The organism is Streptomyces sp. NPDC002206 (assembly GCF_053593595.1).
Genome location: NZ_JBSFCW010000056.1, coordinates 14,428 through 28,232 on the forward strand (window position 1 = coordinate 14,428; position 13,805 = coordinate 28,232).

Consider the following 13,805-nt stretch of genomic DNA (forward strand, 5'->3'; position numbering starts at 1 on the left):
TTCGAGCAGCTCGGGGCTAACCGGAACGGTGTTTCCTAGCACATTCCTGCCGGTTGCGGACTTCGAGACGGCGGTACAACTCATCGAGTGATGCGGCCTGGTAGCGCAGTTCCACGGGAACCCCGAGAACGCGCGCCGCCGCTTAGCCGCTCGAGACCGGCACAGAGGTTCAGGGCGCGCCTCGCGCTGCAGCGAGCAGTCCGGCTACGCCGGAACTCCACAGCTCCAGTCCGCCCAGCCTGGCCCGGCGGATGCCTTGGTTGCCCGGACCGGGGCTGGCAGCAGTCGGTTCGGCCCGCCGAAAGTGCGGCGTCCCGCATGGACGCGGCTGGCGTTGCTCTGTCTCGTAGGAGGCGATGACGCCTCGCTGGAGCATCAGCTCCTCGACCTCGCGGAAGCTGAGCGGGAACCGGAAGTACAGCCACACGCAGTGGGAGATCACCTCGACCGGGTACCGGTGCCCCCTGTACGAGGGCGACGTGCTCCCCACGGACGGCCCCTCCCAACGTGATCAACCAGAAGATCATCCCACCCGGTCAGTCAACGTGACAGCGCCTCTCGGCGAGGTCACCGGCGGCCCACACGACGGAGTCGTCCTCGTCGATCTGCCAGCGAGTTGTGTCCCACCGCTACCAGCCGATCTTGGGCACGTTCAGTCGCGACAGTACGGGAAAGCGTGCCCCACGCCGCGCGCGAGTCCCTAGTCGAAATACGCCGGAAACCCCTTCCGTGAAATCCCAGGATGCGTACACGGCGAAAGGAAAAACAGCGACTCCGCGTAGACGTCCTGTAGATGGTCTCGTGATTGGCTTGTCCGTACGAAATAACCTGGGGATTGAGAACCATGCACTCTGCGGATGTTAGAAAAACGTGCCGCTCGGCTCCGGATGGACATGCCGGAACCAGCGGCAGCGCCCCGGCAGCAGGGCCCGCCACGGGCCGAGGGCAGCTCGACCCGGAGTCCGCCGCCTGGGTGGACGCGCTCGAGGGCGGTCGAGGGCCGCAGTACGAGCAGGCCTGCAAGCAGCTGTACGAACCGCTGGTGCGGATCGCCATGGACGAAGTGTTCCGCCGGGGTCCTCGTTACCGAATTACCGGGCCCGAGCTGAACGATCTCGCCCACCAGGCGGCCGCCGACGCACTGATGAGGATCACGCACAAAATCCAGGAATTTCGAGGCGACGCCAAGTTCACCACTTGGGCGTTCCGATTCGTCGTACTTGAAGTGTCCAGCAAGCTGGGCCGCCATTTCTGGCGTGTTTCAAATGCACGGTTCGACTTGGACGAATGGGTGCAAGTGCCCGACCGCTCCGGTATCGACCCCGTCACCCACTGGCAGGCGCGAGAGCTGGTCGAAGCCGCGCGCGACGCAGTCGAGACAGCACTGAGCGCCCGCCAGCGGCAGGTCTTCACCGCCGTCGTCAACGGGGTCCCCCTGGAAACGCTCGCCAGTGAGCTGGAGACGAACCGTAACGCGCTCTACAAGACGATGTTCGACGCCCGTAAGAAACTGCGAGCTCAGCTGATAGCCAGCGGACATCTCAGCGCTGCGGGCTGATGCAGCGGCGACGACGTCGGCCCGGGCAGTGCTGACCAGGGGGCTCGCACCGCAGCCGCAGACGTCCCAGGGGCCTGACAGTCGTCCTCCCGGCGCGGACGAGAAAGACTGCGCCGCCAGGAACTCACCTTCCCGAAGGGCCGGAGGTAAGAAATCGCCCCCCGGGCGCTCACCTCCGAAGGGGCCCACAGGGGCCGCCCCGGACTAACAAGGACGGCGGCGTTCATCGAGAAGACGGCTGCCTACCTGGTGCTCCTGGGACGTACACCTGAGCGAGTACGTACCGAGCGCTTCGGTGACAGTGGAGGTTGATATGGCGTCCGTAGAGGTCGGCGGCACAGATGCGGACGGTACCCACGCCGGGTATGTCGACGGAAACGCGCTCGCAGGGTCCCTGTCCGAGGTCTTCGTCGTTGATGTGACCGCCGCGACGAGCCGATGAGCCAACTCTGCGGCTGCATAGGTCCCCTCGCTCGCCTACACGTGTACAGGCACGCACCGGGCCTCGGCAGCGACGTGGAAGGACACGTTCTCGGCATGTGGTAGCCGGGCCGGGCAGGAAGGCCGGCAATAGATGCCAGTGGTGTGAACCGCGGTGACGAACTGGCCGTCGTAGCGTCGGTCCTTGTCTGTGACGGCCTGATAGCAGGTGCCGAAGTCGGTGTGCATGGTCCGCCGTGTTCTTGGGTCGAGCAGGCATGCCGAACTGGCCTCAAGAGGCAGCGGCTGCCTAAGCAGTGTGTCGTGGAACGAACGCGCTCGTGGAGCTGCGAACGCGGGCTCAGCTGCGAGCGAAGGATTCGATGTGGTCCAGGGCCATGTCCAGCGCGACGGCCATCGGCTCGGAGCTGTGAGCGTTCTGCGCAAGCACGTAACCACCCTGCAGGGCAGCCAGCAGACCAGTACCCAAGCGTTGTGGGTTCGCGTCCTCGGCGAGTATGCCGAGGACGCGGAGCCGGGTCAGCGTTTCGATGAGCATCCGCCGCCAGGCATCGATTGATGCGTTGAGCGCTTGGCGGGACTGCTCATCGTTGTCGGACAGCTCAACCGACATCGCGCCCAGCGCACACCCGTACGAGCCGTCCTGCAGTGAGTTGGCCTGTACCAGGGTGTCACGCCAGCGGCGCAGACCGGTGAGGGTCTTCACGCCGCGCAGGCGCTGTTCCTCGCGGGCGAGGACGAACTTCGACTGCACGTCGATCACGGCGTGGATCAGCACGAGTTTGTCCTCGAAGTGGTTGTACAACTGGGACTTACTGGTGCTGCTGGCCAGCCGGACGTCATCGAGGGTGGTGGCGTTGACGCCCTTGACATAGAACAGCTTGGCTGCCGAATCAACGATCCGTGAACGGGTCTCCAGGCCGCGTGGTGTGCGGCGTGTACCGCTGGTTCCGGGCACGGTGTCTCCCTCGGGCATGTTACTCACTCGTGCTGCTTGGCCGCGGAGTGCGTCACAACCGCGGTGACCTCGATCTCCAAGTGGAGACTGGGCCGGATCAGTTGTGGCACCACTGCGCGCATATAGCTCGGTCGGTGAGAGATGACGTTCCTTGCGAACCTTCACGTTGGCATCGATGTCGTCGCGGTCTGTGAGCCAGGACCGGACCTGAACGGTGTCGCTCAGTTCGGCGCCCGTGCACCGTAGCGCCTCGCACACGTTGTCCGAGGCTTGCCGGGCCTCCTCGGCGAAATCTTCCGGCCGGGTTCGGTCCGGCCGCAATCCCGGGGTGCCGGACAGGACGACCTGCGGCGCCGGCCGGGATCGCGACCGCATCGGAGTAGGTGCCGATGTGGCGCGACACCCTGGCGTCGATGAACGGTGTTGCGGCGGTCATATCAGCGAAATCCCTCTCGCAGATGGACGCGAGGTGGAGGCGCAGGCAGATCCGAGAGATCTTGCGTTCGTTTCAGTCCAGCCTCACCTAAGTTTGGTCTAAATAGTCCACTCAAGTGGTCGGTCAGGCCCGAGCTGGCCTGGCTCGAGGCGGCTTGAACTCGCTCGTTCCGACCGGACGAATGGCTCACGACGTAGCTTTATTAGGGCTCTTACCTGCAAGTTTGCTGATCCGGTGCGACATTGACTCGCTTGCATCCAGCGCGGCCGACTTGGCCTGCCTGGGGGAGGGGTTGCGTAGAAGTTTTTGGTCTGTATAGTCCTTCTTATGCGTGTCCCGGTGGCGAAGAGATCCGGAACTCGGCTCCGACGGAGTCACCCCTCGCAATGCAGGTCACCAGGCGCCCGGCGCAACCGACGCCACCGGCCAGGTTGCGGCCAGCGCAGGTAAGGCCTGCGGCGGAGCTCTGAAGCACTACGAGCCCGACTTGGGCTCGACGACAACTACTCACACGTCGACCGGAGGTCGATTCGCTGTGTCACGACTGAACGTTCCCCCTCACGAGGATGTGCCCGCTAGCGCGCAGCGAATACTCGACAACGTTGGTGCGCAGCTCGGCTTCGTCCCGAACATGTTCAAGACCATCGCGTCGAACCCGACCGTTCTCGAGGTCGTCACGACTCTGCAAGGCACCTTGAGCCGGGTTCTGGATGCGAAGACCCGGCACAGCATTGCGCTGGCCGTGTCACAAGCCAACGGCTGCAGTTACTGCCTGGCGATCCACACTTACGTCGCGACCGAATTCGGCGGCATGTCAGGCGACGACATCGAGCTCGGTCGCGTCGGGAGCTCGGTCGATCCCAAACGTGCCGCGGCCGCTCGCTTCGCGCAACGGGTGATCGACAGCCGCGGGCAGGTCAGCGACGCCGAGCTCGCGGGTGTGCGAGGCGCCGGGTACACCGACCCGCAGATTCTGGCGATCGTCGCGGTGACGGTGCAATTCCTGCTCACCAACTTCATCAACAACGTCAACCAGACCGACCTCGATATCCCCGCCGTCGGCTCGGTCGATACGAGCGTGGCCCAGTGAACCCGCACCCGGAGCCGACGGCGCCTGACGCGGCGAGCGAGAGCGCGATCGAGCGTGTGTTCCGCGCTGCCACGAAGCCGCGCTGACCCAGGACGCGGACAAGATCGCCGACCTCGCGGTAGACGGCGTCATCGAAACACCCCCGCCGTGCTTTCGTCGGGAGACATGGGCTCTGGCGTGGTCTAGTGCCGCGAGTCGTTCCGTGCCTTCTTCGAAGGCTCCTTCGCGGCCCATCGCCGCGAGGAGCCTTCGTGAACTGGGTGGCGTACCGGGACCTACCTCACCGACGGGCATCAGTTGACCTGGGGATACCCGCGCCAGACACCGACGGGCGAACAGACCCGCCTCGTCGAGTCCACGGACTGATCGCGCGTCACCTCGTCTGTTGGGGCTGGGTCGGCTTTAAGAAGCTCCACGCCGCTGCCAACAACACCCCACCCACCGGTTGATCGCCGGAACCCTCGACGCGGCCTAGGCACCCAGCCGGCAAACCCCTCACTGACTCAACGATCATTCAGGAAAGGCTCGAAATGCCGGGCTCCGAACTCTATGAGAAATTCATGGCGCTGCACACCCGCGACGGTGGCCTCGTCATGCCGAACGCATGGGACGGCCTCTCGGCGCTGATGCTGGCCGATGCCGGCTTCGAGGCGATCGCGACATCGTCGGCGGCGATCGCCGCCACGCTCGGCCGCCCCGACGGGCGTCACGAAGTCACCCGCGAAGAGCACCTCGAGCATGCGCGGCTGCTCGGCCGACTCACCGGGCTGCCCGTCAACGGAGACTTCGAGGACGGTTACGGCGACACGCCTGAAGACGTCGCCGCGACCGTTGAGGCCGCCGTGGCGTCCGGCCTGGCCGGTATCGGGATCGAGGACACCTCGGGCAATCCCGATCAACCCATCCGCGGCTTCGACGAAGCAGTCAATCGCGTACGTAGCGCCGTCAACGCGGCCAAGGGCCGCATCGTCGTCACCGGCCGGACCGACAACTTCATCCAGGGACGGCCCGATCTCGACGACACCATCCGGCGCCTGACGGCGTTCGCCGAGGCCGGCGTGGATGTGGTCTACGCGCCATTCCCACCCGACCTCGACGCACTCGTCGCGATCGTCACCGCCGTCGCGCCGACACCGGTCAACGTCCTCATCTCGCCGGCGGACAAGGTGCTGACCGTCGCCGAGCTGCAGAAGGCCGGGGTCAAGCGCATCAGCTTGGGTCCGTTCCTCTATGTCAACGCGATGGGGGCACTCGAACAAGCCACCAAGGCGCTCGTCGCGGGCGACCTCGCCTCGGCGACGACAGGTATGAGCTTCGAGCGTATTGATGAACTGCTTGCCCGCGGCAAGAACTAGCCCAAAACCTGCGAACCACTGCTCCTCATCTACTGATTACAAGAAGAAGTTGGATTGACATGAATCTCGACAAGCTCATGAACAAGCACCTCACCAGGTATTTCGACCCCAGTAAGACTATTCCGGAGGAAACCCTTCAGCAGCTGCTGAGATTCCTGCGTTCCACGCCGACATCGGTGAACATCCAGCCGAACCACTTCTACGTCCTCGCCACACCCGAGGGGAAGAAGCGGCTCGCGGACAACCTGGGCGAGCGGTTCCAGGACAACGGCGAGAAGATCCTGAACGCGTCGCACACCATCATCCTCACCACCCGGGCTGACGTGCCCGACAGCCACCTCGAGGCAGTGTTCAGCAAGGAGAGGACCGACGGCCGGTTCCCCGACCCGGCGAAGCAGGAGCTCTGGGAGTCGATGACCCGGGACTTCCTCGACCTGCGCAACTACGGCTACAAGGACATGAACCACTGGATGGAGAAGCAGACCTACATGGCGGTGGGCCTGACCATGATGGCGGCCGCCGAGCTCGGCGTCGACGCGACGCCGCTGGAGGGGTTCGACCCGACCAGTGTCGACAAGGCGTTCAAGATCCGCGAGACCGGACACAGCACGACGGTGCTGATGGCCCTCGGCTACCCCGACCCCGCGAAGGTGTACACCAGCCCGATCTCGCGATTCGACGCCGACCAACTGTTCACCTTCATCTAAACACCCACCCGGAAGTGATCAACCTGGCTCGCCGAGGCGGAACGCTCCGGCAGGCATTTTCACCTGAGGTGGTCTCCCTGGAGGCCTCGTTCACCGCGTCGGCCGCGCCGATCCTCACCTGATCGACAGACCGCAACCTTGCACGTCAGCACCGCGTACACGGCGCCTGCAGTGAACCTCGAGACACACAGAGAAAGAACAAGAAAGTGAACGACAGTAAGCTGTCCAGCGAAGATCCACGCATCGGAATAGGAAAGACCAACAGGCTCATCGCGCTCATTACGGCTGTGGTGGCTTTCCTGGTGGGCTCCGTGGTCTCGAGCGTCGGAGCATGGGGCGAGAGTCGCGAGCATGTCTCCGTGGCGGCGCAGTCAACGTCGTCCTTCCCGCAGTCTCAACCACCCGCTGGTTTTCAGTCCAAGTTCGCGGAAGTAAATGGCTTTCGCATGCACTACGTTCGGGGTGGTAAAGGTTCACCTGTGGTGATGATCCACGGGTTCCCCGAGGATTGGTCTGAGTGGCGGCAGGAGATGGGTCCGCTCTCCAAGACCCACACCGTGATCGCCGTCGACCTGCGTGGTGCCGGCGAGTCCCAGGTCACCGAGAGTGGTTACGACGCAGCGCAGTTGGCGAAGGACGTGCATCAGCTGCTGACGCAGTTGAAGCTCAACAACGGCGTGCAGGTTGTCGCCCACGATATTGGTATGTGGGTCGCCTACGGCTATGCGGCGCAGTTCCGGTCGGAAGTGCGGAGCATGGCTGTGATGGAGGCTCCCATCCCGGATAAGAGCATCTACAGCTACCCCGCGCTCAACGCCGACCCGAGCAAGCCCGCGCCGTGGCACTTCGGCTTGTTCCAGCTGCCCCTCGCTGAACGCCTCATGGCCGGTCACGAACGCGTCCTCGTCCACGACATGATGACTGAGTACCTGGCGGGCAACAAGTCGCCGTTCACGGCGTCGGACTTTGACTTCTACGCCCATTTCCTGAAGGAGCCCGGCCGCGCGACGGCCTGGATGAATGTGTACCGTGGGCTTCGCACAGATGTTCAGCAGAACAAGGAGTTCCTGGCTCAGGGCAAGTTGAAGATGCCCATCCTCGCGGTCGGTGGCGGAGATTCCTTCGGTTCAGGGGTCCCCAACCAGTGGCGTGAGTACGCCGTGAACGTCCAGGGACGAGTCCTGAAGAATACGGGCCACTTCGTGAACGAGGAGAAGCCGAAGGAAGTGACGGCTCTATTGCGCTCCTTCCTGCAGAAGTAACTTTCACCGTCAAGGGATGAGCAACGATCCCTACAGACGGCGGGGAGTATCTCCGTAGATAGGCTCGCGCCGGTGGTTACGAGGATCTCCACCGGCGCGACCCGGCGACGGAACGGTCGAAGGACCGGATGAACAGGACGTGGTTCACCGCCTGGGTAGGCCTGTTGGATGGAGGGACGCGTGCGAGGAGACGTCCGAGGAGAGAGGACCACTTTCCCTCTCCCTGTAACACCAGCCGCGACGTCGAGTTGGCGTCCATCAGGAGAACCCACTTCATGCCCAGCCCCACGGTCTTCCGATCAGCTGCCGCCGCCCCCGGCGACCGAGGACTGCTCCTCGGCCGCGCCTTCCCCGACCAGATCCGGCGGACCTGGGAGTTCTACAACGAACTCTTCGCTACCGCCGGGGCGGCTCGCCAAGACGTCACCAAGTGGGGCGAGGAGGCCTTGGAGCACATCAGCGCGCTGGCCCCCGACCTAGCCGCCGAGATCGACGGCATCGCCCGCGGCTCCGGCCTGCCGCCGCATCAGATCGCCGCGCTCAATGCCCGCACGGAGATCCTCGGCCGACTCGGGCAGCAGCACCCGGAGTGCTCGACCGTCGTCCACACCCCGGCCGACGGCGGCCCACCGGTCACCACCCAGACCTGGGACTGGCACGACGGCATGCGCGATAACTGGTTCGTGTGGACCGTCGAGCACCCAGACGGCCGGGTAGTGCGCACGCTCACCGAATACGGCATCGTCGGCAAGATCGGAGTCAACTCCCGCGGACTCGGCCTCCACTTCAACATCCTCGGCCACCGCTCCGACCAGTCCCCCGAACACCACGGCCCATGGCTCCCCGTCCACGTCCTGGCCCGCCTGGTACTCGACCGCTGCGCGACCCTCGACGAGGCGAAGGCACTGGCCATGGGCACCCCGGTCGCGGCCTCTTCCGCGCTCACCCTGTGCGACTACGAGGAAGGCCGCGCCCGCGCCGCCACCGTCGAAGTCAGCCCGGCCGGTCCCGCCCTGATCCAGCCCGGCGACGACGGCTACCTGCTCCACACCAATCACTTCCTCGCCCCGAACCTGTCCCCCGGAGAGACCATCGGAACGCAGGACCCCGACACCTACCACCGCTTCGAGGCCCTGCAGAAACGCACCCGCCCACTGGATGCCCCGGACCGCGGCGCCCTGCTGCAGGCCCTCACCGTCCACCTTGCCGAGGGCGCGGCCCTGTGCTGCCACGCGGCCCCGTCCGCGCCACTCGGCCAGCGCTGGGAAACCCTGGCCACCGTGTCCCTCGACGTCACCACAGGCCACCTCGCCGTCCACCCCGGCGGCCCCTGCACCGCCCGTCCCATACGGCCTGGCGCAACGCCTGTTCAAGGCGGGTCCGTGCGCCCCGACCTGACCCAAGGTCCAGGTGCAGATCTATTCCACGGTTGGCCCAGTTAGTCCACATTTCCGGGCCACTAGCTGCATAGGCTCGACACCAATGTGCGGTGCGGCTGAGACCGCGAGCGACCTCTGTAGGGGAGCCCGAGGTCGACACTGCTGCCTGCTTTGGGTTTCCGGCCCGTACCTCCCGGTCGGTCGGACTGAGTGAGAGGACAAAGATCTACTGTGAAGGCGTGCGGAGTGTCCGGGGCCGAGAAAGAAGTCGCCCTGCTGGAGTTGCCCGAACCGTCATCTCCCGGGCCCGGTCAGATCCTGGTGGCGGTTGAGGCGGCCGGGGTCGGCCCGTGGGACCAACTGCTAAACGGCGCTGGCTGGGACGTGGGGCTGCGCCCCCCGGCGGCGCTGGGAGTGGAGGGCGCGGGCAAGGTGCTGGCCGTCGGCGCGGGTGTCACCAGGTTTGCCGTAGGCGACCGGGTCCTCGCACACGAGGCCCCGCTGCCCGGGGGAAGCGGCTTCTGGGCCGAACGCGTTCTGATCAACGCGGATCACACGGCAGCCTGCCCACCCGGGCTGGACGCCGTGCACGCGGCGGCACTGCCGGTCAACGGACTCACCGCGTTGCAGGCCCTAGACAAGCTGGACCTCAGCCGAGGACAGCGGCTCCTGATCACCAACGGAGGCGGGGCCACCGGAGCCCTGGCCATCCAGCTCGCCGGGGCCAAGGGCATCGAGGTGACCGCGACCGCGTCTGCTGCCGCCGCAGAGCGCCTGCTCGGTCTGGGAGCGATGGAGGTCGTCGATTACCACGACCCGAACTGGTCGGCCAAGGTACGCGGCGGGTTCGACGCCGCCCTCATCATCGCCACCAGCACGGCGGACGCCGCCCTGCCTTTGGTGCGGGACGGCGGCCGACTGTGCTCCCTGACCTCGGACGCGCCTCCGGAGGAACGAGGCATTACGAGTTGGGATCTCTACGTCGAGCCCAACGCCGCGCAGCTTGTCCAACTGGCGGAGCAGGCCGCCGCGGGAACCTTGAAACTCGCACCGGAGCCCCTTGCGCTGAGCGAGGGACCGGCTGCGTTCGCCCGGGTGGTTACCGGACGGGCCGGCGGTAAGAAGATCGTGCTCACCCGAGCATGACCCGACCGGGCACCGCCCGATTTCGATGCTGGGCCACGGTGCCCGCCAGGCGCGATCGAGAAGTCGTCAGGCTGAGATAGGAAGGTTCACCAGGCCGCAGCCGGTGGAGCGGGTTGCCTAGCCAATTGGGCGTGGGACGCATCCGGTCGGGCATGGTGGCGTCGTGACGGCGAGGTCAAAGTGGCAGGATCTGCCAGGAGATGTGCCGACGCGGCAGATCGTGCGTCTAGGCACTAACCGCGCGGAGCGCCGCCGACATGCGAAGCGGGTGCTCGCCACTGCAGGGGCCTCGGGACGCGGTCGGCCTGAGAGCGGTGGACATCGCCGGGCGGGTGGGGGCGGGGCGTCAGCGTTGAGATCTCGTAAGTCGCGGTGGACCAGGCCGGAGCTGACGGCGAAGCGGATGTTGTGCTGTGCGTGCCGACGTCCTAGCCCCGCAATAGGAGAAGTGGAGTCCGCCCCGACATGAGCCCGCCAAACGCACCCTCGGACGAAGTGGAAGTGGTGCAACTCCTCGTGTCTCCAGTGCACCGGTACTCAGGGCGCCCAGCCGAGGGGCCGTCAGCGGACCCGGTCGGCGGACTGGTGCAGCAGGCCGAGGTGCGTCGGCACCTCGGAGTCGTCGGCGACCGGTACTTCGCCCAGGCGGCTCATCACGACGCGTCAGTGACGGTCATGGCAGCAGAGAGCCTGCCCTTGGACATCAACCCAGACGTCGACCTCCGGCAGATGCGGCGAAATATCCTGCTCCGAGGCATCGACATCGACGCATACATCGGCTGGACCGTCGAACTCGACAGCGGCGGCGGTCCCCTGATCCTTGCCGTCAACCGTGCTGCACGACCCTGCGCGTGGATGGACACAGTCATCGGCCCAGGCGCACAGCGGGCACTCCGAGGTAAGGGCGGCGTCCGATGCACACCGCTGTCGGACGGCGTGCTCCGTGTCGGCAGAGCGAGCTTCCGTGTCGTCAAGCAGTCCATCAGCCGTGTGAACAAGGTTGCAGGTCCCCACAGCTAGCAGGACGTAGTGCCCCGCACGCTCACTCCTCCCCCAGAGGGATCGCCAGCGACGCGGCGCCGCTCATGTCGAGCCAGGCAACGCCCTTTGCACGCACGACACGCAGCACGACCTGACCACACTGCTGGCAGCGCGCGACAAGGCCCGGAGCGTGCCCATACACGTGCAGACAGGCGAGCGGCGCCGTGCATCCACAGTGCGCGCATCGGCTCGTCGCGGCAGTCACGTCGACGACGAAGATCTCGGAGAGGGGCCCCGCCAGCGCATTTCCGTCGATGTACCCATCGGGGGCGCTGGCCGCATTCGGATCGTTGGTCTCCGCAAGCACCATCTCAACCTCCGAAGCGTTCGGTGCGGACACGTTCTGGGGCGTGCCCGAGGAGCACCAAGTAGGCCGCTGCCTTCTCAACGAAGCCTGTGGGCCCGCAGACGTAGCAGGTCGGCCCAAAGTCAGGGGGCCAGCCGTTGCGGACCAGGTCATGGGGGGTGACACGCCCTGGCGGCCGCGGCGCATCCGGTGGGGCTTGCCGGGTGTAGAGGTATGAGATGTCCAGTCCCGGCGATCCCTCACGGAGCTCGGAGCGATACAGCAGCTCGTCCGGGCCCCGCACGGAGTACAGAAGCCGAAAGGGGGCTCTGCTGCCGGCCATTTCGCGTGCGCGAATCATGCACATCAGCGGTACAAGCCCCGAGCCGCCCGCAACCAGAAGGATCGGCTCTGTTTGATCCTGTCCCCAGACAAACCAGCCGCCGACGGGGCCTCGCAGTTCTAGTTGGTCGCCAGGTTTCAGTTCATCCACCAAGTAGGGCGACACCTCACCATCAGGCAGGCACTGGACCGTAAGCTCGAGGCGCTGACCATCGGAGGCAGACGCGATCGAATAGCTACGTTGGGTGCTGTAGCCGTCTTCTGCAGTCAATCGCACGTCAACGTGCTGGCCAGCCAGGTGCCCCGGCCAGTCAGGTACGTCCAGCACCACTGTGACTGCTGTGGGCGACTCGACACGCCGGCCCGTCACCTCAGCAACCCGCCAGCAAAGCCGGTCGCCTAGTCTCCCTGGTACCGCTGTTCTCGCCATGGGTCTCCGTAGTTGTGGTAGCCGACGGTTTCCCAAAAGCCAGGCGTGTCACTCTCCAGCAGTTCGATCCCGCGCACCCATTTGGCAGACTTCCACAGGTACAGGTGGGGTACGAGCAGCCGGGCCGGCCCACCATGTTCGGGTGCGAGGTCGTCACCGTCGTAGCTGTAGGTGATCCACGCCTTGCCATCGAGCAGATCCGCGAGCGGGACGTTTGTGGTGTAGCCCCCGTAAGAGGTAACGAGGGCGTACTCGGCGGCTGTCTCCACATCTGCGAGCAGAACGTCCAGTGATACTCCCCGCCACTCGGTGCCGAACTTCGACCACTTGGTCACACAGTGCAGGTCGACTGTCGGAGATTCCGACGGAAGCGCCATCAAGGCGGCCCAGTCCCATGTATGCCGTCGTCCGTCCTCAGTGGTTACAGAGAGCTCCCAGCTGCTCTTCTCTACGTGAGGCGTGGGCCCGGCGGACAACACCGGGAAGCCATTGGTCTCGTACTGCCCAGGTGGCAGTTTCGTGCCTTCGGACGGCCTCCGCCCGTGAAATCCGCGCGAGATAATTGTCATGCTGGCCGTCCCTGTTTGTCGGTTCTCGTACAGTCGTTGCGACGGCTTTCCGATTAGCGTCTGCAGGAGGCTTTCTCTTACCCCCATGTCACCGGGCGGGCGAGGCACTCTCAGCGCCAGAGACAGTTCGGACACGCCTGGAGAGTGGCCGCGAGCCCTAGTAGTCATGCATGCGCTCAGCAAGCGGGGGAGGGGCGCCTGCACTCAACGCTACCTGGGTATCCAGGCAGGCGCCGCCGCTACCGTTCCTCGGAGTGGCTACTCGCCGCGTCTAGTAACACCGTGTCCTGCGAGTGAGCGAGTGGTCGGGGCGGGCCCGGAAGATCTCAAGTCCAGTGAGACGGTCGTGAGGCTATGAGGTTTGTGGTGCGGGTTCCCTGCGCTTGGCCGGGTCGTTGATCGTCCGCCAGGCCCCACCCGCCGCTGCCGAGATGGCCGCCCAGTGCGCGGTGGAATCCATCGACCGGGCAGTCCGTGCTGCTGCCCCGGATAACCAGGTTGAGAACTGGCTACCTACGTCGGGGCGCCCTGAAAAGGAATGGCGGTCGTCCACCGGCCAGCTCACCCGCGCCGGGGGGTGTAAAACTAACGGCGGATCTGCTGATCAAGGAAGAGACGCCAAGTGACTGTGCAGGGCGTGGAGTTGGATTCGATCGAGGCCACTGGTCCGGCGGTTCCCGGAGGGGTGCCGGATGACCAGCTGATCTCGATGCTGATAGACCGGGCCCGGTCGGAGGGCCTGCAGCTGACTGGGGAGGGCGGGCTGCTGCAGCAGCTGACGAAGCGGGTGCTGGAATCCGCCCTG

At 65.4% G+C, this 13,805-nt stretch carries 14 protein-coding genes and 2 pseudogenes; 10 read left to right on the forward strand and 6 right to left on the reverse strand.

The window, feature by feature from the left end; translation table 11 throughout:
• Window positions 1-340 precede the first annotated feature (340 nt).
• Window positions 341-490, reverse strand: a pseudogene (locus ACWCP8_RS39195) (IS6 family transposase); the annotation flags it as partial.
• A gap of 483 nt (window positions 491-973) precedes the next feature.
• On the opposite strand from ACWCP8_RS39195, the gene ACWCP8_RS39200 reads away from it, so the two are divergent.
• Together ACWCP8_RS39200 and ACWCP8_RS39205 are read left to right on the forward strand one after the other, a co-directional pair.
• Window positions 974-1,558 carry a sigma-70 family RNA polymerase sigma factor gene (locus ACWCP8_RS39200; protein WP_451121284.1) on the forward strand — a complete coding sequence of 195 codons (585 nt, stop codon included), beginning with the start codon at window positions 974-976 and terminating at the stop codon, window positions 1,556-1,558.
• A 313-nt stretch (window positions 1,559-1,871) separates the two neighbouring features.
• On the forward strand, window positions 1,872-2,000 hold the full coding sequence (locus ACWCP8_RS39205; protein WP_376669429.1) for a DUF6510 family protein: 129 nt from the start codon (window positions 1,872-1,874) through the stop codon (window positions 1,998-2,000).
• 35 nt (window positions 2,001-2,035) lie between these two features.
• On the opposite strand, the gene ACWCP8_RS39210 is transcribed toward ACWCP8_RS39205, so the two are convergent.
• Window positions 2,036-2,227, reverse strand: coding sequence for an Ada metal-binding domain-containing protein (locus ACWCP8_RS39210; RefSeq protein WP_352269968.1), 192 nt, complete (start codon window positions 2,225-2,227; stop codon window positions 2,036-2,038).
• 112 nt (window positions 2,228-2,339) lie between these two features.
• Window positions 2,340-2,957, reverse strand: coding sequence for a TetR/AcrR family transcriptional regulator (locus tag ACWCP8_RS39215; protein WP_451121286.1), 618 nt, complete (start codon window positions 2,955-2,957; stop codon window positions 2,340-2,342).
• Window positions 2,958-4,024: 1,067 nt separating this feature from the next.
• Here ACWCP8_RS39215 and ACWCP8_RS39220 point away from each other — a divergent pair.
• The 7 genes from ACWCP8_RS39220 (at window position 4,025) to ACWCP8_RS39250 (ending at window position 11,352) form a co-directional block, all read left to right on the forward strand.
• Window positions 4,025-4,483: a carboxymuconolactone decarboxylase family protein gene (locus tag ACWCP8_RS39220; RefSeq protein ID WP_352269965.1), complete on the forward strand. Its 459-nt coding sequence runs from the start codon at window positions 4,025-4,027 to the stop codon at window positions 4,481-4,483.
• A gap of 560 nt (window positions 4,484-5,043) precedes the next feature.
• Window positions 5,044-5,838: an isocitrate lyase/PEP mutase family protein gene (locus ACWCP8_RS39225; RefSeq protein ID WP_352269963.1), complete on the forward strand. Its 795-nt coding sequence runs from the start codon at window positions 5,044-5,046 to the stop codon at window positions 5,836-5,838.
• A 59-nt stretch (window positions 5,839-5,897) separates the two neighbouring features.
• Window positions 5,898-6,545 carry a nitroreductase family protein gene (locus tag ACWCP8_RS39230; RefSeq protein WP_352269962.1) on the forward strand — a complete coding sequence of 216 codons (648 nt, stop codon included), beginning with the start codon at window positions 5,898-5,900 and terminating at the stop codon, window positions 6,543-6,545.
• A gap of 206 nt (window positions 6,546-6,751) precedes the next feature.
• Window positions 6,752-7,807, forward strand: a complete 1,056-nt coding sequence (locus ACWCP8_RS39235) for an alpha/beta fold hydrolase (protein WP_451121289.1) — start codon at window positions 6,752-6,754, stop codon at window positions 7,805-7,807.
• A gap of 275 nt (window positions 7,808-8,082) precedes the next feature.
• Window positions 8,083-9,249: a C45 family autoproteolytic acyltransferase/hydolase gene (locus ACWCP8_RS39240; protein ID WP_451121291.1), complete on the forward strand. Its 1,167-nt coding sequence runs from the start codon at window positions 8,083-8,085 to the stop codon at window positions 9,247-9,249.
• Window positions 9,250-9,432: 183 nt separating this feature from the next.
• Window positions 9,433-10,332 carry an NADP-dependent oxidoreductase gene (locus tag ACWCP8_RS39245; RefSeq protein ID WP_451121293.1) on the forward strand — a complete coding sequence of 300 codons (900 nt, stop codon included), beginning with the start codon at window positions 9,433-9,435 and terminating at the stop codon, window positions 10,330-10,332.
• A 675-nt stretch (window positions 10,333-11,007) separates the two neighbouring features.
• The gene (locus ACWCP8_RS39250) at window positions 11,008-11,352 is read left to right on the forward strand and encodes a molybdenum cofactor biosysynthesis protein (protein ID WP_352269958.1); all 345 of its coding nucleotides are present in this window, start codon (window positions 11,008-11,010) and stop codon (window positions 11,350-11,352) included.
• A 22-nt stretch (window positions 11,353-11,374) separates the two neighbouring features.
• Here the strand turns inward: ACWCP8_RS39250 and ACWCP8_RS39255 are convergent, their stop codons facing one another.
• From ACWCP8_RS39255 to ACWCP8_RS39265, 3 genes are read right to left on the reverse strand one after another with little or no spacing between them, the layout of a single operon-like run.
• The gene (locus ACWCP8_RS39255) at window positions 11,375-11,713 is read right to left on the reverse strand and encodes a DUF6510 family protein (protein WP_323135987.1); all 339 of its coding nucleotides are present in this window, start codon (window positions 11,711-11,713) and stop codon (window positions 11,375-11,377) included.
• Window positions 11,685-12,431 (reverse strand): ferredoxin reductase, encoded by a 747-nt coding sequence (locus tag ACWCP8_RS39260; protein ID WP_451121295.1) that lies wholly within the window; start codon window positions 12,429-12,431, stop codon window positions 11,685-11,687. The genes ACWCP8_RS39255 and ACWCP8_RS39260 overlap by 29 nt, the downstream gene beginning before the upstream one ends.
• Window positions 12,401-13,000, reverse strand: a complete 600-nt coding sequence (locus ACWCP8_RS39265) for a sulfite oxidase-like oxidoreductase (protein ID WP_266992248.1) — start codon at window positions 12,998-13,000, stop codon at window positions 12,401-12,403. Before ACWCP8_RS39265 ends, ACWCP8_RS39260 begins: the two co-directional genes overlap by 31 nt.
• Before the next feature lie 637 nt (window positions 13,001-13,637).
• Here ACWCP8_RS39265 and ACWCP8_RS39270 point away from each other — a divergent pair.
• Window positions 13,638-13,805 (forward strand): annotated as a pseudogene (locus tag ACWCP8_RS39270) (IS256 family transposase); the annotation flags it as partial.